This window comes from Streptomyces sp. NPDC027672, from assembly GCF_055566335.1.
In genome coordinates this window covers 323,950-343,264 of sequence record NZ_JBVHSO010000009.1, presented here as the reverse complement: position 1 = coordinate 343,264, position 19,315 = coordinate 323,950, and the positions used below count along the sequence as shown (strand labels likewise).

General features: G+C 75.5%; 16 protein-coding genes. 2 read left to right on the top strand and 14 right to left on the bottom strand.

Annotated features, from left to right (window positions below; genetic code table 11):
• Nucleotides 1-142 precede the first annotated feature (142 nt).
• From ACZ4SV_RS23355 to ACZ4SV_RS23320, 8 genes are all read right to left on the bottom strand, one after another.
• Nucleotides 143-2,689, bottom strand: coding sequence for a DUF6185 family protein (locus ACZ4SV_RS23355; RefSeq protein WP_468006235.1), 2,547 nt, complete (start codon nucleotides 2,687-2,689; stop codon nucleotides 143-145).
• A 136-nt stretch (nucleotides 2,690-2,825) separates the two neighbouring features.
• A complete protein-coding gene (locus tag ACZ4SV_RS23350) occupies nucleotides 2,826-3,803 on the bottom strand; it encodes an N-acetylglucosamine kinase (RefSeq protein ID WP_468006234.1) in 978 nt (325 codons plus the stop codon).
• The gene (locus ACZ4SV_RS23345; protein WP_468006233.1) at nucleotides 3,794-5,059 is read right to left on the bottom strand and encodes a 6-phospho-beta-glucosidase; all 1,266 of its coding nucleotides are present in this window, start codon (nucleotides 5,057-5,059) and stop codon (nucleotides 3,794-3,796) included. Before ACZ4SV_RS23345 ends, ACZ4SV_RS23350 begins: the two co-directional genes overlap by 10 nt.
• Before the next feature lie 7 nt (nucleotides 5,060-5,066).
• On the bottom strand, nucleotides 5,067-5,960 hold the full coding sequence (locus tag ACZ4SV_RS23340; RefSeq protein ID WP_397939838.1) for a carbohydrate ABC transporter permease: 894 nt from the start codon (nucleotides 5,958-5,960) through the stop codon (nucleotides 5,067-5,069).
• A gap of 1 nt (nucleotide 5,961) precedes the next feature.
• Entirely contained in the window at nucleotides 5,962-6,903 is a 942-nt protein-coding gene (locus ACZ4SV_RS23335; protein ID WP_468006232.1) for a carbohydrate ABC transporter permease, read from the bottom strand.
• Nucleotides 6,900-8,246 (bottom strand): ABC transporter substrate-binding protein, encoded by a 1,347-nt coding sequence (locus tag ACZ4SV_RS23330; RefSeq protein ID WP_468006231.1) that lies wholly within the window; start codon nucleotides 8,244-8,246, stop codon nucleotides 6,900-6,902. Before ACZ4SV_RS23330 ends, ACZ4SV_RS23335 begins: the two co-directional genes overlap by 4 nt.
• 52 nt (nucleotides 8,247-8,298) lie before the next feature.
• Complete coding sequence (locus ACZ4SV_RS23325) at nucleotides 8,299-9,510, bottom strand: ROK family transcriptional regulator (RefSeq protein WP_468006230.1); 1,212 nt, start codon at nucleotides 9,508-9,510, stop codon at nucleotides 8,299-8,301.
• Between the two features lie 293 nt (nucleotides 9,511-9,803).
• Nucleotides 9,804-11,234, bottom strand: a complete 1,431-nt coding sequence (locus ACZ4SV_RS23320; protein ID WP_468006229.1) for an MFS transporter — start codon at nucleotides 11,232-11,234, stop codon at nucleotides 9,804-9,806.
• A 91-nt stretch (nucleotides 11,235-11,325) separates the two neighbouring features.
• Here ACZ4SV_RS23320 and ACZ4SV_RS23315 point away from each other — a divergent pair, with 91 nt between their 5' ends.
• On the top strand, nucleotides 11,326-12,255 hold the full coding sequence (locus ACZ4SV_RS23315; RefSeq protein ID WP_468006228.1) for a LysR family transcriptional regulator: 930 nt from the start codon (nucleotides 11,326-11,328) through the stop codon (nucleotides 12,253-12,255).
• 30 nt (nucleotides 12,256-12,285) lie between these two features.
• On the opposite strand, the gene ACZ4SV_RS23310 is transcribed toward ACZ4SV_RS23315, so the two are convergent.
• Nucleotides 12,286-13,407 carry a mechanosensitive ion channel family protein gene (locus ACZ4SV_RS23310; protein ID WP_365878586.1) on the bottom strand — a complete coding sequence of 374 codons (1,122 nt, stop codon included), beginning with the start codon at nucleotides 13,405-13,407 and terminating at the stop codon, nucleotides 12,286-12,288.
• Between the two features lie 302 nt (nucleotides 13,408-13,709).
• Here ACZ4SV_RS23310 and ACZ4SV_RS23305 point away from each other — a divergent pair, with 302 nt between their 5' ends.
• Nucleotides 13,710-14,246 carry an HNH endonuclease gene (locus tag ACZ4SV_RS23305; RefSeq protein ID WP_171156258.1) on the top strand — a complete coding sequence of 179 codons (537 nt, stop codon included), beginning with the start codon at nucleotides 13,710-13,712 and terminating at the stop codon, nucleotides 14,244-14,246.
• A gap of 65 nt (nucleotides 14,247-14,311) precedes the next feature.
• On the opposite strand, the gene ACZ4SV_RS23300 is transcribed toward ACZ4SV_RS23305, so the two are convergent.
• The 5 genes from ACZ4SV_RS23300 to ACZ4SV_RS23280 all read right to left on the bottom strand — a co-directional run bounded on the left by ACZ4SV_RS23300 (nucleotide 14,312) and on the right by ACZ4SV_RS23280 (nucleotide 19,189).
• Nucleotides 14,312-14,923 carry a hypothetical protein gene (locus ACZ4SV_RS23300; protein WP_365878589.1) on the bottom strand — a complete coding sequence of 204 codons (612 nt, stop codon included), beginning with the start codon at nucleotides 14,921-14,923 and terminating at the stop codon, nucleotides 14,312-14,314.
• Entirely contained in the window at nucleotides 14,920-16,248 is a 1,329-nt protein-coding gene (locus tag ACZ4SV_RS23295) for a hypothetical protein (protein ID WP_468006227.1), read from the bottom strand. Before ACZ4SV_RS23295 ends, ACZ4SV_RS23300 begins: the two co-directional genes overlap by 4 nt.
• Nucleotides 16,245-17,015 (bottom strand): ABC transporter ATP-binding protein, encoded by a 771-nt coding sequence (locus ACZ4SV_RS23290; RefSeq protein ID WP_468006226.1) that lies wholly within the window; start codon nucleotides 17,013-17,015, stop codon nucleotides 16,245-16,247. Before ACZ4SV_RS23290 ends, ACZ4SV_RS23295 begins: the two co-directional genes overlap by 4 nt.
• Nucleotides 17,016-17,363: 348 nt before the next feature.
• Nucleotides 17,364-18,566, bottom strand: coding sequence for a zf-HC2 domain-containing protein (locus ACZ4SV_RS23285; RefSeq protein WP_468006225.1), 1,203 nt, complete (start codon nucleotides 18,564-18,566; stop codon nucleotides 17,364-17,366).
• On the bottom strand, nucleotides 18,563-19,189 hold the full coding sequence (locus ACZ4SV_RS23280) for an RNA polymerase sigma factor (protein ID WP_468006224.1): 627 nt from the start codon (nucleotides 19,187-19,189) through the stop codon (nucleotides 18,563-18,565). Before ACZ4SV_RS23280 ends, ACZ4SV_RS23285 begins: the two co-directional genes overlap by 4 nt.
• Nucleotides 19,190-19,315: the final 126 nt, after the last annotated feature.

The following is a 19,315-nucleotide window of genomic DNA, read 5'->3' as shown; positions in this document are numbered from 1 at the left end:
CCGTCCGCACCGGCCTTCCCGCATCGTGATCCAGAGCGCGCGGGGCGCGCGGCACCGCGCCCGCCGGACCCCCGTCCTGGAACACGCCGGGCAAGGGTGTTCGGTTCCGTCCGGCGGGCCCCGGCTCGTGCGCCGGCCGGTCTCAGCCGTGCGAGCCGGCGGCGTCGCCCTGCGGGCCGACCTGCGGGGAGGGCGGGCCGCCGGAGTCGGCGAAGAACTGCCACAGCGTGAAGAACGCGACCAGTTGCGCGAGGACGTAGGCCACCTGGAGGGAGAAGGAACGCATCTGGTAGACGGACAGCAGCAGCCCGAGCCGGCTCTGCCAGTAGCGGCGCTCGCCGCGGAACGTCTCCACGTCCATGGCGATGCCGGTCACGGTCAGGACGAGCAGCAGGGACACGGCGTAGAGGGCGAGGTGTTCCTGGCCCTGGCGCGCGACCTGGTTGCCGACGGCGTCGACGGCGATCGGCAGGGCGTAGGCCGCCGCGACCGGCAGGCTCCGTACCGGCCCGCGCCGTCCCGGGAGCCGGGTCCACAGCGCGCCCAGCAGGAAACCGGCCGCCACCCAGGTGGTCTCCCAGTACACGATGTCCGCCACCGCGTCCGGCAGCCCGAACGGGTCGAACAGCGTGGTCGTGAGCGCCTCGCCCCGGACCAGGTCGGCCCACACGGTCAGCGCGGTGGCGGGCAGGCCGACGACCGCGGCGGTGCGGGCGGCGTACCGGCCGTTGCCCCACCACGTCCCGCGCGGGCCGAGGGCGAGCGCGACGTCGACGACGGAGACGTCGGCGGGCAGCCGTTCGGTGCGGCCGGACGGCGTCCGCCAGCGGTGCAGGGCGCGCAGTTCGCGCTCGTAGGCCCGGCGGGTGCGCGGGGTGTCGCCGGCCTGGCCCTGGTCGAGGCGGCGCAGCTCGGAGTGGATCTCCCGGAACCTCCTGGCCCGGTCCAGCACGCGCGGGCGCCCCGGCCCGTCGATCGCCCGGCCGAGCGGCGTGCCGGAAGCGGGCAGCGGTTTGTCCAGCACCGCCCGGCCCGCGCAGCCGGCGAGGACGAGGCCGAGGGAGAGGAGGTTCAGCAGGAACCAGAACCCTTGCAGCGAACCGTTGTTCGCGTAGGTGCCGAGGACCAGCCCCACCAGGACGGGGAAGAGGAGCAGCAGCCACAGCAGGTCCGCGGGCGACGGCTCGGACAGGCCGGTCCCGCGGGCCCGGGCCGCCCGGGCGCGGAGCACGCCGAGCACCACCAGCCCCGACAGCAGCCAGAGCTCGCCGGCCCACCAGTTCTGCGCGTTCGCGGCGAACCAGACGAGATCGCTGCGCAGATCCCGGAGGTGCTGGGTGCCGTACGCGGGGCTCGACCGGTCGCTCAGCCAGGAGGCCCGCTGCCAGTCCCGCTCGTAGGCGAAGGCCGCCCACAGGCCCGTCAGCGTCACCGTGAGGACGACCGGCGGCGCCAGGTACCGCAGGGACAGCTCGCGGGGCCGGCGGGCCGCGCCGCCGGGCGTCACCGGTGCCCGGGCGGGTATGAGCCCCGCGGCCCGGGCCAGCCGCCAGCCGGCCGCCGCGTACCCCGTGCACAGCAGCCCCAGGGAGCAGCCCGTGGCGGTGAAGAGGGCGAGTACGGCACGGTCCGGGGCCTCCTCGGTGAGGAAGCCGTACGGGGTCAGCCCGAAGGACCCGGGCCGCAGCGCCACCGCGACGGCGGGGACGGCCAGGGCGGCGCCGGCCAGCCACACGGTGAACCGGCGCGGCAGGCCGTAGCACAGCAGCACCCCGCCCAGCAGGGCGTTCAGCACGAGGGCGGACCGGGCCTGCGTCTCCTCCCAGTGGCCGTGCGGCCAGTGCCGGAGGGCGAACCGGAAGAACAGGTCGTCGCCGGAGGTGAGCAGCAGCAGCGCGAGCAGGATCCCCGCCCACTGGACGGCCGCGCGCAGGGCGTCGCGCTCCCGTGCCGTCGCGACGCCCTCCCGCCGGGTGCGCCGGACCGCCCGGAGCGACAGGGCCGCCAGCGACAGTCCCCAGACCATCCCGCCGGCCCCGTCGGACAGGAAGAAGCGGAGGCGGTCGTCCTGGGCCGCCCACGAGTGCTGCCAGGCCGGATCGACCGAGACGTCCACCGCCGGCATGGTCTTCGTCCGCGGCCTCCACACCAGGGCGGACCGGCCCTGCCTGGTCGTGGGCGGCGGCGTGGCGCGCAGCGCGCTGGCGCTCCCCGGGTCGACGACGACCGACGACCAGCGCACCCGCCGCAGGGCGGGCGGGGCGTCGAGCCGGACCCGCCAGTGGTCGTGGCCTATCTCGACGTCCCACGGGCCTATCCAGGTGGTCCCTTCGTCGTCGGCCCAGCCGTAGGTGTCGATCCGGACGGCCAGGCCGCCCTTCTCCGGGGTGATCACGGGGCGGTGCGGGCGCCACTCGTCCCACGACTGCCACTGCGGGGCCGGGCCCCTCGCCAGACAGCGCATCGCCAGCCGGTAGCCGTCGGCGTCCTCACCGAGCAGCAGGCCCCCGGTGTGCGCCCACCGTGCCGGGACGTGGACGGTCAGCCGGCCCGCGATCCGGGTCTGGGAGCGGTGGCGGTCCTCCAGCCTGAGGGCGGCGCTCGCCCGGGCCCCCGCGAGGCCGCCGGTCGCGCAGACGTCGGTCCGCGCGTGCGCCGGCCCCGCACCGGCCGCCGTGCACCACACCACGATCAGCAGTACAACCGTCCACGCCCTCAACGCCCGCCCCCCGCTTCGACGTTCCGTCGCCAGACATCATGCGGCGGGAGGGATCCGGCGTGCCAGCGGTCGTCGCGGGCCGTGCCGTTCCCGGGGGCGCCGGGGCTCAGCCCCCGCTCTCCCAGTGCGTCCGCGCCCGTTCCAGGGCCTGCTCCCGCGCTCCCAGGCGGTCCAGGCCCAGCAGCGCCGCGCCCAGGACCGGGCTGGCGGTGACCACACGGACGTCGGCCTTGGGGGCGCGGTCCGCCAGCAGGGCGTGGACGCGGTCGTCGAGCCGGCGGTGGCCGGCGGTCAGGACGCCGCCGCCCAGCAGGACCGGTGTCTCCTCCTCCAGCAGGTCCAGCCGGCTCAGCGCGACCGTGGCCATGACGGTGACCTCCTCCGCGAGCCGGGTGACGAGCGCGTCGGCCACCGGATCGCCGTCCTCCGCCGTCGCGAACACCACCGGCGCCAGTTCGTACCGCCGCTCGTAGGCGAGGCGGCCCAGGTGCAGGGCCTCGATGAGCGCGTCCATGGAGTCCAGGCCGAAGTGCGCGGGAAGCGTGCGGGCCAGCGCGGTCGGTCCGCCGCGGCCGTCCGCCGCGCGGGCCGCGTGCCACAGGCCCTCCTCCGCCAGGCCCCAGCCGCCGCCCCAGTCGCCGGAGATCCGGCCGACGGCCGGGAAGCGGGCGGTGCGCCCGTCGGGACGCATGCCCACGCAGTTGATGCCCGCGCCGCACACCACCGCCACCCCGCGCGGCTCGGTGACGCCCGCGCGCAGGATGGCGAAGGTGTCGTTGCGGACCTCCACCGACGCGCCCCACGCGCGCGCGTGCAGCGCCGCCGCCAACTGCTCCTCCTCCGGCGGCAGATCGGCGTTGGCCAGGCACGCCGACACCTGGGAGACGGAAGCGACGCCCGCGTCCGCGAAGGCCCGCGCGACCGGTTCGGCCAGCGCGTCCAGCGCCGCCGGCACGCCCACCGCGGGCGGCCGGAAGCCGCCGCCGCGGGCCGTGGCCAGCACCTCCCCGGCGGCGGTGACCACGGCCACGTCGGTCTTGCTGTTGCCCGCGTCGATGGCGAGCACGGTCGAGGTCAGGCCCACGCCAGGTGCTCCCGGTTGTGTGCGATCAACTGGTCGGTCAGGGCGTCGGCGTACGCGTGCTGGCCGATCAGCGGATGGGCCAGCAGTGCGCGGAACACCCGGTCCCGGCCGCCGTGCAGCGCCGCCTGGAGGGCCAGGTCCTCGTACGCCGTGACGTTCGCGACCAGACCCGAGAACAGCGGGTCCAGGCGGGGCGCGGGCAGCGGGACCGGGCCCGCCGGGCCGACCGCCGCCTGCACCTCGATCACCGCGTCGTCGGGCAGGAAGGGCAGCGTGCCCCGGTTGAGCGTGTTCACCACCTGGTACGGGCTGCCCGAGCCGCCCAGCAGGGCCGCCGCCAGGTCGACGGCCGCCTCCGAGTAGTAGGCGCCGCCGCGCTGGGCGAGCAGTGCCGGCTTCTCGTCCAGGGCCGGGTCGCCGTACATCTCCAGCAGTTTCCGCTCCATGGCGGCCACCTCGGAGGCCCGGGACGGCTTGGTGCGCAGTTCGCCGACGACCTCGTCGTGCGCGTAGAAGTAGCGCAGGTAGTACGACGGGACCACGCCGAGGCGGTCCAGGAGCGGGCGGGGCAGGCGGACGTCGTCGGCGATGGCCGCGCCGTGCTCCGCCAGCAGCCGCGGCAGCACGTCCGTGCCGTCCGGGCCGCCCAGCCGTACCGCCGTCTCCCAGGTGAGGTGGTTCAGGCCCACATGGCCGAGGTGCACCTGGGCCGGGGTGGTGTCCAGCAGGGCCGCGAACTTGCGCTGGAAGCCGATCGCCACGTTGCACAGGCCGACCGCCCGGTGCCCGGCCTGGAGCAGCGCGCGGGTGACGATGCCGACCGGGTTGGTGAAGTCGATGATCCAGGCGCGCGGGTTGGCGCGGCGGACCCGTTCGGCGATGTCCAGGACCACCGGGACCGTGCGCAGGGCCTTGGCCAGGCCGCCCGCGCCGGTGGTCTCCTGGCCGACGCAGCCGCACTCCAGCGGCCAGGTCTCGTCCTGCTCGCGGGCCGCCTGGCCGCCGACGCGGAGCTGGAGCAGGACGGCGTCGGCGCCGTCGACGCCCGCGTCCAGGTCGGCGGTGGTGACGATCCGGCCGCGGTGGCCCTGCTTGGCGAAGATCCGGCGGGCCAGTCCGCCGACCAGTTCCAGACGGTCGGCGGCCGGGTCGACCAGGACCAGTTCCTCGACGGGCAGGGTGTCGCGCAGCCGGGCGAAGCCGTCGACGAGTTCGGGGGTGTAGGTCGAGCCGCCGCCGACCACGGTGAGTTTCACAGTCAGATCAACCCTTTACTCCGGTGAGCGTCACGCCTTCGACGAACGCCTTCTGGGCGAGGAAGAACACGAGGATCACGGGGGCCATGACCAGGACGGTCGCGGCCATCGTGAGGTTCCAGTCGGTGTGGTGGGCGCCCTTGAAGGACTCCAGTCCATAGGACAGGGTCCAGGCGCCGGGGTTCTCGGACGCGTAGATCTGCGGGCCGAAGTAGTCGTTCCAGGCGTAGAAGAACTGGAACAGGGCCACGGCGGCGATGCCCGGCTTCGCCATCGGCAGCACCACCCGCAGCAGGGTGCGCAGCTCGCCGCAGCCGTCGACCCGCGCCGCGTCCAGGTACTCGTTCGGGATCGTCGTCAGGAACTGGCGCAGCAGGAAGACGGAGAACGCGTCCCCGCACGCCATCGGCAGGATCAGCGGCCACAGCGTGCCGGACAGGCCGAGCTGCTTGGCCCAGAACAGGTACATCGGGATGACGACCACCTGCGGCGGCAGCATCATCATCGACACCACCAGCATCAGCGACAGATCGCGGCCCCGGAAGCGGAACTTGGCCAGCGCGTACGCCACCGGCAGCGAGGACACCACGGTGAGCACGGTGCCCAGGCCGGCGTAGAGCAGGGTGTTGCGCCACCAGGTGAGGAAGCCCGGGGTGTCGAAGACCTGGCGGTAGTTGTCCCACTGCCAGGTGTGCGGGACCAGGTCCCGGCTCAGGGCCTGGCTGTCGCTCATCAGCGAGGTCAGCAGCACGAACACGAACGGCAGCGTGAAGAACAGCGCGGCGGCGACGCCGAGCGCGTGGACGGCGATCCACTCCAGCACCGTCCTGCGCCGGGCGGCGCGTCCGGCCGGGGAGAGGGACGGGGCCGGACGCACCGGCGGGTCCAGTACCTGGGTCATGTCAGTCACCTGCCTGGATCAGGCCGCCCCGGCGCCGCATCAGCAGCGCGGTGAACGCCATCGACAGGGCGAACAGCACCAGCGCCACCACGCACGCCGAGCCGTAGTCGAAGCGCTGGAAGCCGAGGTTGTAGACGAGCTGGGGAAGGGTCAGCGTGGACTTGTCGGGATAGCCGGGCTCGAACTGGGTGCCGGCGCCCTGGATCACCCCGGAGGCGACCTTTCCGGCCACCAGCGGCTGGGTGTAGTACTGCATGGTCTGGATCACGCCGGTGACCACCGCGAACAGCACGATGGGGGAGATGGTCGGCAGCGTCACGTACCGGAACCGCTGCCAGGCCGAGGCGCCGTCCAACTGCGCCGCCTCGTACTGCTCGGCGGGCACGTCGAGCAGCGCGGCCATGAAGATCACCATCAGGTCGCCGACGCCCCACAGCGCCAGCAGGGTCAGCGCCGGCTTGGACCAGGCCGGGTCGCCGAACCAGCCCGGCGCCGGCAGACCGGCCCGCTCCAGCACGGAGTCGACCGGTCCCGTGCCGGGGTTGAGCAGGAACGCGAACGCCATGGTCGCCGCGACCGGCGGGGCCAGGTACGGCAGGTAGAACAGGGTGCGGAAGACGCCCGTGGCGGTCTTGATCTTCGTGATGAGCAGGCCGATACCGAGCCCGAAGGCCACCCGCAGCGTCACCATCACCACGACCAGCCACAGCGTGTTGCGCAGGGCGGGCCAGAACAGCGGGTAGTGCGCGAAGACGTACGTCCAGTTCGCCCCGCCGCTCCACTCGGGCGGCCGGAAACCGTCGTAGTGCATGAAGGAGAAGTAGACCGTGGACAGCAGCGGGTAGGCGAAGAACACCGCGAAGCCGACCAGCCACGGCGACATGAAGGCGAGCGTGCGCAGGGCCGCACGGCGGCGCTTGGCCGCCAGGGTGACGGCGCTCATCCGCGGGCCTGCGTGATGTCGGTGTCGATCTGCGCGGCCGCCTCGCGCAGCCCGGCGCGCAGGTCGGTGACCCTGCCGCTCTCGTAGTCGTAGCCGAGCTGCTGGACCGTCACCAGGTACACACCGCCGTTGACCGAGGCGGGTGCCGTGGTGGAGTACGGGTTGCGGGCGATGTCCAGGAACGTCCTGAACCGCGGGTCGTACGCCAGCTTCGGCGACTTCAGCGCCTCGAACGTGGAGGGCACGTTGTGGATGCCGTTGGCGAAGCCGACCACGGCGTCGGTGTCCGTGGTCATGTACTTCACCAGTTCCCAGGCCGCGTTCTGGTGGCGGCTGGTGGCGGCGATGCCGGCGATGGTGCCGGTGAGATAGCCCTTGCCGTACTGGCCTGCCTGGTCGTCCGGGACGGGCAGCGGGGCCACGCCTATCTCGAAGCCGGGCCGCGCCTCCTCGGCCATGCCGAGCCGCCACTCGCCGTCGAGCTGCATGGCGACCTGGCCGGTGTGGAAGGGGTGCTTGGGGCCCCACTCGTCGCCGAGGGTGGCCCGGAACCGCTCCAGCCTGCGGAAGCCGCCGAGTTCGTCCACCAGCTTCTTCTGGAGCGTGAAGGCCCGCACGAAGGCCGGGTCCCTGGCGACGTTCGACTTGCCGTCCCCGTCGAAGTACACCGGCGAGAACTGGGCGAGGTAGTGCTCGGTGGTGGACTCCCAGCCGTGGTAGTCCGGCATGAAACCGAGCTGCCGGTAGCCGTCGCCCTGGCGTACCGTCAGCTTCTTGGCATCCGCCGTGAATTCGGACCAGGTGCGCGGCGGGTGCGTGATGCCCGCCTTCGCGAACGCCGTCTTGTTGTAGTACAGGCCGTACGCGTCGCCGAGCAGCGGCACCGTGCAGCGCTCGCCGTCGTACCGGGTGTACTCGTTCATCGCCTTCGGGAAGGTCTTCGCGGGATCGATCCGGGACTTCTCGAAGAAGGGGTCCAGGTCCACCAGCGCACCCGAGGAGCAGAACCGGCCCACGTTGTTGGTGGTGAACGACGAGATCACGTCCGGGGCCCGGTCGCCGCCGGCGCGCAGCGCCTGGTTGATCTTGTCGTCGGTCATGTTCCCGACGACGTTCACATGGATGTTGGGGTGCGCCGCCTCGAACCCGGCGATCAGCGACGTGACGGCCTTCACCTCGTTCGGCGCGCTCCAGGCGTGCCAGAAGGTGATCGTCGCGTCCTTCGTCGGGTCGTCCGTGGCGCTCGGGGCCGGCCGGCCGGTACAGGCGGTGGTGAGGAGCACGCCGGCGACGGTCAGGGCGAAAGCCGCTTTCCGGACGGCTCTGGGGCGGGCGGTGGGCATGGCGAGGTCTCCCAGGGGCGGGGTCGCGGGGAAGGGGCGGGACGCGGAGCGCTCAGCGCGAGGTGTCGAAGACCTCGTCGCGGGTGGCGGCGAGCGCGCACTCCAGCGCGCCGCGCAGGACGGGGTGGTCGCGGACGTCGCCGACGGCCAGCCGGGGCCGGGCCGCGGCCAGCTCGGCCAGCTCGGCCTGGACGAGGGCGCGCAGCACCTCGCCGCCGGCGGTCAGGGCGGCGCCGCTGAGGACGACGAGTTCGGGGTCGAGGACGGAGACGAGCGAGGCGAGTCCGGTGGCCAGCCGGGTGGCGTAGGTCCCGAGCAGCTCCCGGTGCGGGCCGCCGGTGTGGCCGGCGGCGCGGGCCACCAGCGCGGCGGCGGCTTCGGCGTGGGGGCCCGCCGGGATGTCGGATATGCCCAGCTCCCGGGCCAGCCTCGGCAGCGCCTGGGAGCCGGCCAGCTCCTGGTAGCCGCCGCTGTTGGCCTTGGCGACCTGCCGGACCAGCGGTGCGCCCGGCACCGGCAGGAAACCGACCTCGCCGGCGCCGCCGGTCCAGCCGCGGTGCAGCCGGCCGCCGAGGACCAGGGCGGCGCCGAGGCCCTCCTCGTTCCACAGCAGCACGAAGTCCGTGTGGCCGCGGGCCGCGCCGAGCCGCTGTTCGGCGAGGGCGACGAGGTTGACGTCGTTCTCGTACTCCACCGGCATCGGCAGCGCCGCCGCGAGGTCGTCGAGCAGTGCCGGGGAGTGCCAGCCGGGCAGGTGGGAGGCGTAGCGCAGGCACCCGGTGCCGGGGTCGAAGGCGCCGGGGGTGCCGATGACCAGCCGGTGCACGTCGGACCGGGCGAGCCCGGCGGCCTTGACGGCGCCGTCGAGGGCGTCGGTCACCTGCCGTACGACCGGCTGGGCGGGCCGCCGGCCGGGGGTGGGCAGTTCGTACTCGCCGACCGTGCGGCCGGTGATGTCGGCGACGGCGGCCCGGATGCGGTGCGGGGCGACATCGAGCCCGGCGGCGTACGCGGCCGTGGGATCGAGCGCGTACAACTGGGCGCTGGGGCCCGGCCGGCCCTCGCTGGTGCCGGTGACCCGGACCAGACCGGCCGCTTCCAGCCGGGCCAGCAACTGGGAGGCGGTGGGCTTGGACAGGCCGGTGAGCTTGCCGATCCGGGTCCGGGACAGCGGCCCGTGCTCCAGCAGCAGGTCCAGGGCGGCGCGGTCGTTCATGGCGCGCAGGACGCGCGGGGTGCCCGGCGTACCGGCGGTTCCTGCCATGGGGGTCGACACCTGCCTTTCCAGCCACCCAGCCTTTCAGTGACCCGGGCGGGGCGTCCAGTGCCGGTCACGGCCTGGGCCGCCGGTCGCGCCGCAGATCACTGTTAGGAAAGTTTCCTGTTCGGTGGGAGGAACGTAAGCCGCGGACGAAGGAGGCGTCAATAGACAACGGGCGCTGGGCAACAGACTCGTTACGCACGCCCTCGGCATCCGCGCCCCGGCCGCCCGGCGCCGCCCGCCCCCCCCGGCCGCGCCGCCCGCCGCCCGGGCTCAGCGTTGCCCGCCGCCCGGGCTCAGTGCCGCCCGCCGCCCGGACGGCCGCGGAACATCAGCGGCAGCAGCGCCAGGGCCAGCACCGCCAGCGCGAGGTTGGCCCACAGCGCGGTGCGGAAGGCGGTGCCGTCCGCCGACGGCCCGAACACCAGGCCGAGGGCGCCCACGCCGAGCGCCATGCCCACCTGGTTGGCCGTCTGGAGCACCCCGGCGGCCGCACCGGCCTGCCGCTCCGGGATCCGCTCCAGCACCGTGCTCACCAGCGGACTCACCCCGAGCCCCTGACCGGCGCCGATGACGGCCAGCGCGGGCACCAGCAGCCCGGCGGACAGCCCGTCGCCCGCGAACCGGCAGGTCAGCAGGAGGGCCAGGGTGCCGAGCGCGTTCACCGTGTAGCCGAGGGTCAGGGTGTGCCGGCCGAGCCGCGCGGTCAGGCGCGGTCCGCACAGGGACGCGGCGGCGAAGGCCACGGCGAGCGGCGCGAAGGCCAGCCCCGCCGCCAGCGGGCCCAGGCCCAGTACCGACTGCAGTTCCAGGGCCAGCACGAAGAACAGACCGGCGTTGCCCGCGAAGAACGCGAGGGCGACCGCGAGTCCGCCCGAGAAGGCCGGCTGCCCGAGCAGCGCCGGGTCGACCAGCGGCCGGGCGGCCCGCCGCTCCCGGACGGCGAACGCGGCGAGGAACAGCGGGCAGCAGACGAGCGCGGCCACGGTCCACGGGCTCCAGCCCGCGTCCCCGGCCGCCGTGAGCGGCCCGGTGAGCGCCAGCAGCGCGGCGCTGAGCAGCACCACCCCGGGCAGGTCGAGCGCGCCCCGGGCGGCGGGCCGGACCGGGCGCGGCAGCACCCGCAGCGCACCCGCCACGGCCGCGATCCCGATCGGCAGGTTCACCAGGAACACCGACCGCCAGCCGAGCCCGAACAGGTCGAGGCTGATCAGCAGCCCGCCGACCACCTGCCCCGCGATCGAGGCGAGCCCGATCACCGCGCCGAACACCGCGAACGCCCGGGACCGCGCCCGCCCTTCGGCGAACGACGTCCGCAGCACCGCGAGCACCTGCGGGTAGAACAGCGCGGCCCCGGCCGCCTGCGCCACCCGGAAGGCGATGAGCTGCCCGGCGCCGGCGGCCAGACCCGCGCCCAGCGACGCGGCCGTGAACAGCGCGATCCCGCCCGCGAACAGCCGGCGCGGGCCGTACAGATCGCCGAGCCGGCCGCCGGTGACCAGCAGCAGCCCGTACGTCAGCGTGTAGCCGCCGACCGCCCACTCGGTCTGCGGGAACGAGGCGTGCAGATCCGCGCGCAGGGACGGGACGGCGACGTTGACGATGAACGAGTCCATGACGGCCATGAAGGTGGCGGCCATGGTGACGAGCAGGATCCACCGGCCGCCGGACGCGGGCCGGTCCTGCGGGCCGGCGACGGCGGACCGTTCGAGTGTCTGAGTGGTCATGCCACCACCCTCGAACCGGCCGCGCCGCCGAACAACGGCGATCTGCCGAAGCGCCGATAACCCGGACTTATCGATCGCTACGATGGCGGCCGTGCTGGAACGTCACGAACTCGACTGCTTCCTGACCCTGGCCGAGGAACTCCACTTCGGCCGCACCGCCGAACGCCTCGGGCTGTCCCAGGCCCGGGTCAGCCAGACCATCCGGAAACTCGAACAGCGCGTCGGCGCCCCGCTGTTCGAGCGCACCAGCCGGCGGGTCCGGCTCACCCCGCTGGGCGCGCGGCTGCGCGCCGACACCGAGCCCGCGGCACGCGCGCTGCGGGCCGCCTTCCAGCAGGCGGTCAGCATCGCGCGGGGCGTCGACGGAGTCCTCACGGTCGGCTTCCTCGGCTCCGGCGCCGGCGTGCTCACGGCCGGTGTCCTGGACCTGTTCCGCGCCCGGCACCCCGGCTGCGACATCCGGATGCGCGAGACCCGGTTCGCCGATCCGCTCGGTCCGCTGCGCACCGGCGAGGCCGACGTCCTGATCACCCGGCTCCCGGTCGAGGAACCCGACCTGACCGTCGGGCCGGTCGTGCTGTCGGAACCCCGGCTGCTGATGGTGCCCGTCCGGCATCCCTTCGCCCGCCGCGCCGGTGTGTCCGTCGAGGACCTGGCCCGGGACACCGTCTTCGGCGTGGCCGGCAGCGCCCCCGCGTACTGGTGGGACCACCACGTGCCGCGGCGGACGCCGAGCGGCAGGCCGGTCGCACGCGGCCAGGAGGTGGCCAGTTTCCAGGAACTGATGACACTGGTCGCCGCCGGCCAGGGCGTCAGCCCGGTCGCCGCGTCCGTCCCGCGCCACTACTCCCACCCGGGCGTCACCTTCGTGCCCTTCCTTGACGCCCCGCCGACCGAGATGGCCGTGGTGTGGCGCACGGCGGGCGAGACCGCCCGGGTGCGGGCCTTCGCCGAGGCGGCCCGGGACGCGACGGCGCGGCAGGAGCCGGCCGGGCGGACGGGCCGGGGCCGCTCCGGGTGAGCCTCTCGCCGAAGGGGACGGCGGCGGCCCTTACTTCGCCGGCGGTGCCGGGCGCTGGGTCACGATCGGGGACGCGGCGGCCGCCTGCGGCGACTCCGCGTCGGAGTACGCCGAGGGGGCCGCGACCACGGCCGCCGGGTCCGGGGCGTCCACGGCGTCCTCCACCGCGGTCGCGCCGCCCACGATGCGGATGCTCTCCGCGTCGAACGCCCGCTTGATCCGCCAGCGCAGCTCCCGCTCCACCGTCACCGACTTGCCCGGCATGGTCTTCGCCGACACCCGCACCACCATGGAGTCGATCAGCAGCGAGTCCAGGCCCAGCACCTCCACCCGGCCCCACAGCAGTTCGTTCCAGGGCTCTTCCTTGCTCATCTTCTCGGCGACCGCGTCCAGCGTGGCCTTGACCCGGTCCAGGTCCTCGCCGGCCCGGACGGTCACGTCGACCCCGGCCGTCGCCCAGCCCTGCGACAGGTTGCCGATCCGCTTCACCTCGCCGTTGCGGACGTACCAGATCTCGCCGCCGTCGCCGCGCAGCTTGGTCACGCGCAGGCCGACCTCGATCACCTCGCCGGTGGCCACGCCCGCGTCGATCACGTCACCGACGCCGTACTGGTCCTCCAGGATCATGAACACCCCGGACAGGAAGTCCGTGACCAGGTTCCGCGCGCCGAAACCGATCGCGACACCCGCGACACCGGCCGACGCCAGCAGCGGCGCCAGGTTGATCTGGAAGGTGGACAGCACCATCAGCGCGGCCGTGCCGAGGATGAGGAAGCTGGCCACCGAGCGCAGCACCGAGCCGATCGCCGCCGAGCGCTGCCGCCGCCGCTCGGCGTTGACCAGCAGCCCGCCCAGCGCGGTGCCGTCCACGGCCTGCGCGGTGCGGCCCATCCGGTCGATCAGCTTGGTGATCGCCCGCCGCACCATCGCCCGGAGCGCCACCGCCACGACCACGACCAGCAGGATCTGCAGCGCCATCGCCAGCCAGGTCGACCAGTTCTGCTCGATCCAGCTCGCCGCGTTCGTCGCGCTCTGCTGGGCGTCCTGGAGGGTCGGCACGGCCGGGGCCGTCGACTCCGACGGGGACGGCGACGGGGACACGCCGGCGGCCGCGAGGAAGGCGGGCAGGGACGACACGGCAGGTACCTCCATGGTGCTGCGCGGTCCGCACCGGCGGGCGGTCAAGGTCACGGAAAGGTCACCGGGCGGACAAGGACCACCACACTAACGGGGCATTGTGGGTGCCCCGCGCCGATCCGTACAGCGGGCGCACAGGAGAGACACGGCTCACGCGGGAGTGAACCGGGCGGCGTCCGGGGGATGAATCCGGTGTGGTCGAAAACACTCCCAGCCCGTTACCGGGACATGGTGGCGCCGCCACCAGGCATGAGGGGAGACTGACTGCAGATCGTCCCGGCGCGAGCCACGCGCCGCCGACGCCCAAGGAGGCACCCGTGCCGCATGTCCTGGTCCTCAACGCGTCGTACGAGCCGCTCGGCGTCGTACCGCTCCGCCGCGCGCTCATCCTCGTCCTGGAGAACAAGGCCGTCTCCCTGGAGGAATCCGGCGCCTATATGCACAGCGCCACCGTCACCCTCCCCGCACCCAGCGTGGTCCGGCTCAAGCGGTTCGTCCGGGTTCCGTACCGGGGGCCCGTCCCGCTGACCCGCCGCGCGCTCTTCGCGCGCGACGGTGGCCGGTGCATGTACTGCGGTGGCGTCGCAACCAGCGTCGACCACGTCATCCCGCGCAGCCGCGGGGGCAAGCACGTCTGGGACAACGTGGTGGCGTCCTGCCGCCGCTGCAACCACGTCAAGGCCGACCGCCACCTCGTGGAGCTGGGCTGGCGGCTGCGGCACAAACCGGCCCCGCCCACGGGACTGGCCTGGCGCATCATCGGCACCGGGCACCGCGATCCGCGCTGGCTGCCGTATCTGCAGCCGTACGGCGCGGACGACGCCCTGGCCCGGATCGACGGCATCTCCGCCTAGATCCGGGCTCATGTGTTCCCGCCCGCCGGCGGCGGGCGGGAAGGCCGGCACGCCCGCCCCGTCGGTCAGGCGCGCGGCCCTTCCGGGCGGGCCCCGCGCGCCGCGTACCAGACCGCGCCCACGGCGAACGCCGTCCCGGCCGCCGCCCACGCGCCGGGCTGCGGGCCCGGCTGCACCGGCCACGCCCACACGGTGGCCGCGCGGCCGTGCGCGGCGGCGGAGCCGGTGTAGACGGCGGAGACGTAGCCGAACGCGGGCAGCCAGCTCAGCCGGGCGCCCAGCAGGACGGCCGCCGCCGCGGTGATCCCGGTGCAGCCCAGGGTGTTGCGGAGTACCGCGGGCGGCCCGAAGGTGTCGGCGTGACCGAGCACGGCCGGGGTCACCAGCAGCGCGGCCAGCGCGGTCAGGGCCGTGAGCTGGAGCAGACGGCGCGGCCACCACGGTCGTACGGCCGTGCGGTCCAGCTCGTCCGAGGCGCTGTACAGGCTCGTCCCGATCACCGCGGACGCCAGCAGCGGCGCGAGCGCGACGACCGGCACCCGGCGGTCGGGGTCGAGGCAGGCGTCCAGCCGGCCGGCCGCCCACACCGCGAAGGCGGCCGTGCCGGCGAGCGCGGCCAGGGTGAGCGGCAGCGCCCGGGAGCGGGCGTAGAGCAGGGGTCCGCGGGAGGGTGTCACAGCGCCGGCACCGCCTGCGCGTCGCAGGCCGCGCGGGCCGCGAAGTACGCCGACAGCCACCGCCTGCGCTGCTCCTCGTCCATCCCGGCCAGCCTGGCCCGGGCGGCGCGGCGCGCGCGCAGGTCCGCGCGCCGGGCCGCGTCGCCCCGGGCGTCGTCCGCGTCGAGCGCCTGCTGCACCGGGCTCGGCGCGAGGTAGTGCTCCAGCGCGTCGTCCGTCCGCAGTTCCCTGGGGGTCGGCGCCGCCTCCGGACAGTCGACGCCCTTAAGCGCGGCGAGGGCCTCCCACGCGAACTGCTCCGGATCGGTCAGCCGTCCCCGTACGGCCGCCCAGCCGACCGGCGTGATGCCCGGCAGCGGGACCTCGCCGGCGCGCACGGCGCCCTCGTGGTCCGCCCAGCGGGCCGGCAGGTTCCGTACGCCTTCCAGCTTGCCGGTGATCCCGGACAGGGCGTCGGTGACCTGCGGGAGCATCCCGGCGTACCGGGCGTTCACGCAGACCGCCGGGGCGGTGGAGGTGTCGCACACCTGGCGCCGGGTGAGCGGATCGGTGCGCCACAGGCCGTCCCCGGTCTGCGCGAGCAGGGCGCCCGCGGCCAGCGCGGCGGCCAGCGGCAGCAGGGCCGTCACCCGGCGCCGGGCCGCGTAGGCCAGCGCGGCGGCGACCGCCGCCCCGCCCGTCCACACCGCCATCGCCGCCGGCTGCCACCACACCGGCAGCGTGCCGTGCGGGACCGCGGCGGCCGGGCTCAGGGCGTGGCCGGCGGCGGAACGGCCGGCCGTCGCCAGCCCGAGCCCCACATAGCCGCCCGCCGCCAGCAGCGGCGCCGCCAGCCGGGTGGCGACCACCCGCCCCGCCACGTGCCCGGCCAGCGCGGCCGCGGCCATGGCGGCCGTGTCGCCCGGCAGCAGCACCAGGTGCGGCCGGTCGCCCTGGGCGTACGGCCAGGTGGCGAGCAGCGCCGAGACCGCCGCGGCGAGATACCCGGCGGCCACCCACAGCGCCGTCGGCAGCGCCGCGGCCAGCAGGCAGGCCAGCGGCGGCCGCACGGCCGCCGCCCACAGCTCCGCGGTGCCGCGCCGCCGCTCCCGGCCGCCCTGCCAGCAGCCCGCCGCCACGGCGAGCGGCAGGGTGATCAGCATCGCGGTGTGCACCTGGCCGGCGGTCTCCGCCCAGTCGCCCTGCCAGCGGTCCGCCTTCCCGCCCAGCGCCGTGCCGAGGACCAGCAGCACCGCGGCCCCGGCCCAGGGCGCGAAGCCCCGCACCCACTCGGCCCGCAGCGGGTGCGCTCCGCGCCCGGCCGTCCCGGTGACCCCCGTCGTCATGCCGCCCCCCGGACGCCCCGCGCGCGGTGCGCCCGCAGCGCCGCCGTGTACCCGCGCTCGATGGCATGGTCGCCCGGTCCGTCCGACGCCTCGCCGAGCAGGGTGAGCGCCCCGGGCGTGCCCCGGTACGCGACCCGGCCGCCGTCCAGCAGGGTCACCTCCGTGCAGGCGGCGGCCACGTCCTCCACCAGGTGGGTGGAGACCACCACGGTCGCCGAGGCGCCCAGCTCGCGCAGCAGCTCCCGGAACTCCACCCGCTGCTCCGGGTCGAGCCCGGCGGTCGGCTCGTCCAGCAGCAGCACGGCGGGGTCGTTGACGACGGCCTGCGCGATGCCGACCCGGCGGACCATGCCGCCGGACAGCGTCCGCACCTTCGCGTCGATCCGGTCCGCGAGCCCCACGCGGGCCGCCGCCCGCTCCACGGCCGCCGGCACCCGGGCGGCCGGCACCTCCTTCAGCCAGGCCACGTACGCGATGAACTCCCGCACGGTGAACCCCGGGTAGTAGCCGAACTCCTGCGGCAGATAGCCCAGCCGGCGCCGGATCCCGGCCAGGCCCCGATGGCTCGCGGCGTCCTCGCCGAGCAGCTCCACCCGGCCGGCGTCCGGCCGCGCCACCGTGGCCAGCACCCGGATCAGCGAGGTCTTCCCGGCCCCGTTCGGCCCGAGCAGCCCGTGCACACCCGTGCCGAGCGTCAGATCGAGCGAGTCGAGGGCGAGCGTCTTGCGGTGCCGCACCCTGAGGCCGGTCACACGGATGGAACTCATGTCTCTCCAGGAGAGGGTGGGGGACCACGGCGGTCGTGGCCCGGGGGTCGGTCGGGGGAGGTCTGGGGGCGTGGTCTGGTGCGGGGGCGGGCGGTGCGGGGGCGCGGGTCACAGAGGGCGCGCGGGGGTGCCGGCCTTTCGGGGGTGCCGGCCTTATGGATCGCGCGGGCGCGCGGGCGTACACGGTCGCGCAGGGGCGTGCAGGCGTGCGGGGTCGCGCGGGCGGGCGGCAGGGTGCACGGGACCACGCGGGCATGCGGGCCGTACGGAGCGCGCGGGCCTGCCGGTCGGGCCGGTCCGCGGCATCCGGTCGACGGCGGCGGGTGCTACGGCGACCGGTCCGCGCGCCTACGGACGCAGTGGCCGGTCGTACGCCGTGCGGCGGACCGTCAGCAGGGCGGCGCTCAGGACGGCCGCCGCCGCCCAGCCGCTCTGCGCGGGGACGCCGTCCAGGCAGCGGGAGAGCTGCCCGGCCAGCCGGGCGGTGGCCGCGCCGCCCGGCGCCACGGCCACCGGCGCCAGTACGGCGCACAGCCAGCCACCGCCGGTCAGCGCGGCCGCCGCCCGGCAGCCGACGACGGAGGCCAGCGCCAGCGAGGCCAGCGCCAGTGCCAGCCCGGGCAGCAGCCAGGCCGCCGCGGCCGGGGCGCCCGAGGCGGGCAGCAGCAGCCCGGTGAGGGTCAGCAGCGGCAGGCTCACCGTGAGCACGGCGACCGTACGGGTGAGCGCGAGCCGCAGCCCGCCGCCCGGCGTGGCCGCGGCGACCTCGTGCAGCGGGTCGGCGTGCGGGCCGTAGGACACGGCCACCCCGGCGACGGGCAGCGCGGGAGCGAGGGCGAGCAGCAGCGCCCGGGCGCCCGGGAACCCGGCACCGTACGACAGGCCCAGCGCGGCCAGCGCGACGCCCAGCACGGCCGGCAGCCACGCCCCGCGCACGGCGGGCCCCGCCGCCCACAACAGCCGGGCGACCCGGACCGGCACGGACCGCGGGACCGGCCCGGACACGGTGCCCGGCCCCCGCTCCGCCGTCCGCGCGTGCGCGGACACCGGCTCCACCGCCCCGGCGGACGCGGCGACGGCCACCGGAACGGGCGCTCGCCCCGCCACTCCCGCCCCGGCGGACGCGGGCCTCAGCGCTCCGGCCACCGGCCCCGGCTCCCGCCCGGAAGCCCACGCCCCGGCGGACGCGGACCCCAGCACCCCGGCCACCGGACCAGGCTCCCGCCCGGAAGCCCACGCCACGGCGGACGCGGACCCCAGCGCCCCGGCCGCCGGTGTGACGGCCGCCGGCCCCGGCTCCCGCCCGGGACCCACCCCGGCCCTCCCCGCATCCGGCATCGCGGTCAGGTTCAGGACCGCCTCCCGTACGCGTGCGAGCACCGGGCCCGCCGGGGTGGTGCGGACCGCGGCCGACAGCCGGGACGCGCAGGCCGCGCAGCCCTCCACGTGCTTCTCCAGGGACCACGCGTCCGCCTCCGGCAGGTCGCCGCGCGCGTAGCGGGCGGCCAGGTCGTCGCCGGCGTGCCAGGTCCGTCTGTCGCGGTGCGTCATGCCGTGCCTCCCAGCGGGGACGGGTGCAGCCGGTCGAGTGCCTCGCGCAGCTCCGCGCGGGCGCGGCGGGCCCGGGACTTGACCGTGCCCTCCGGGATGCCGAGGAGCCGGGCGGCCTCCCGGGTGCTCAGCCCGTCCACGACCGTCGCCCGCAGCACCTCGCGCAGCTCGGGCGAGATCCGGTCGAGCGCGGTGCCGACGTCGCCGTACTCCAGCCCGGCCAGCACCCGGTCCTCGGCGGACGGCGCCGCGGCCGGCTCCCACCGCCCGGCAGTCCCGGGCTCCGGCAGCGGTCCCGTGCCCCGCGCGGCGCGCTCCTGCGCCCGCCGCGCGTCCACCAGCCGGCGTGCCGCGATCGTCCACAGCCAGCCGCCGGCCTCCTGTCCGCGGTGCCCGGCCGCCGACCGCCACACCGTGACGAACGTGTCCTGGAGCACCTCCCGCACCAGCTCCGGGTCGGGGCAGCGCCGGGTCAGCCGCGCGTGCAGCCACCCGGCGTGCCGGTCGTACAGCGCGCCCATCGCCGTGGCGTCGCCCTCGGCGACCGCCCGGACCAGGGCCGCGTCGCCGCCGGGCCCGTCGTCCTTCTCCCGCTGGCCCCCCACGGGGCGGAACAGTCTCACACCCTCTCTATCGGTCACCGGGCCGGTGCCGGATCACCCGGCCGCGGGTTTTCCCGCGCGTGACCGTGGGCTCACGGGGTAGGCCTGCCGTGACCCGTCCGAAGCCGCAGCATCCGCAGCCCCCAA

Bases quoted from the DNA above. Each gene is read 5' to 3' on its own strand.
- ACZ4SV_RS23340 (WP_397939838.1), bottom strand. From the start codon at position 5,960: ATGACCCAGGTACTGGACCCGCCGGTGCGTCCGGCCCCGTCCCTCTCC.
- ACZ4SV_RS23335 (WP_468006232.1), bottom strand. From the start codon at position 6,903: ATGAGCGCCGTCACCCTGGCGGCCAAGCGCCGCCGTGCGGCCCTGCGC.
- ACZ4SV_RS23330 (WP_468006231.1), bottom strand. From the start codon at position 8,246: ATGCCCACCGCCCGCCCCAGAGCCGTCCGGAAAGCGGCTTTCGCCCTG.
- ACZ4SV_RS23325 (WP_468006230.1), bottom strand. From the start codon at position 9,510: ATGGCAGGAACCGCCGGTACGCCGGGCACCCCGCGCGTCCTGCGCGCC.
- ACZ4SV_RS23320 (WP_468006229.1), bottom strand. From the start codon at position 11,234: ATGACCACTCAGACACTCGAACGGTCCGCCGTCGCCGGCCCGCAGGAC.
- ACZ4SV_RS23310 (WP_365878586.1), bottom strand. From the start codon at position 13,407: ATGGAGGTACCTGCCGTGTCGTCCCTGCCCGCCTTCCTCGCGGCCGCC.
- ACZ4SV_RS23295 (WP_468006227.1), bottom strand. From the start codon at position 16,248: ATGACGACGGGGGTCACCGGGACGGCCGGGCGCGGAGCGCACCCGCTG.
- ACZ4SV_RS23290 (WP_468006226.1), bottom strand. From the start codon at position 17,015: ATGAGTTCCATCCGTGTGACCGGCCTCAGGGTGCGGCACCGCAAGACG.
- ACZ4SV_RS23285 (WP_468006225.1), bottom strand. From the start codon at position 18,566: ATGACGCACCGCGACAGACGGACCTGGCACGCCGGCGACGACCTGGCC.